The sequence below is a fragment of the Deinococcus malanensis genome, assembly GCF_014647655.1.
Lineage (GTDB): Bacteria > Deinococcota > Deinococci > Deinococcales > Deinococcaceae > Deinococcus > Deinococcus malanensis.
Map to the genome: position 1 here is coordinate 1 of NZ_BMPP01000066.1, position 720 is coordinate 720.

The 720-nt window shown below is 63.3% G+C and carries 1 protein-coding gene; it reads right to left on the bottom strand.

All coding sequences use genetic code 11. The annotated features are described in order from the left end of the window. Positions 1-720 (bottom strand): EF-Tu C-terminal domain-related protein (locus IEY49_RS21240; protein ID WP_268239123.1); only part of this gene is annotated, 720 nt, incomplete at its 5' end.

A 720-nucleotide genomic window follows, 5' to 3' on the forward strand; every position in this document is an offset into this window, starting at 1 on the left:
TTACTCCAGGACCTTGGAGACGACGCCGGCGCCGACGGTACGGCCACCTTCGCGGATGGCGAAGCGCAGACCTTCTTCCATGGCGATGGGCTTGATCAGGTCGACGGTGAAGGTGACGTTGTCACCGGGCATGACCATTTCGACGCCTTCGGCCAGTTCCACGATGCCGGTCACGTCGGTGGTACGGAAGTAGAACTGGGGGCGGTAGCCACCGAAGAACGCGCTGTGACGTCCACCTTCATCCTTGGACAGGATGTAGACGCTGGCTTCGAACTTGGTGTGCGGCTTGATGCTGCCGGGCTTGGCCAGCACCTGGCCACGCTCGACGTCATCACGCGCCACACCACGCAGCAGCACGCCCACGTTGTCGCCGGCCATGCCGCTGTCGAGCAGCTTGCGGTGCATTTCCACGCCGGTGACGGTGGTCTTTTTGGTGTCGCGCAGACCGATGATCTCGACTTCGTCCTGGATCTTGACGACTCCGCGCTCCACACGGCCGGTAGCCACGGTGCCGCGTCCGGTGATGGTGAAGACGTCTTCGACCGGCATCAGGAAGGTCTTGTCAAGGTCACGCTCGGGGGTGGGGATGTAGCTGTCAACCGCGTCGAGCAGTTCCCAGATGTTGTCGACCCACTTGTTCTCGCCGCGGGCGGTCTTGGGGTTGCCCTGCAGCGCTTCGAGGGCCTGCAGTGCGCTGCCCTTGATCACCGGCAGGTCATC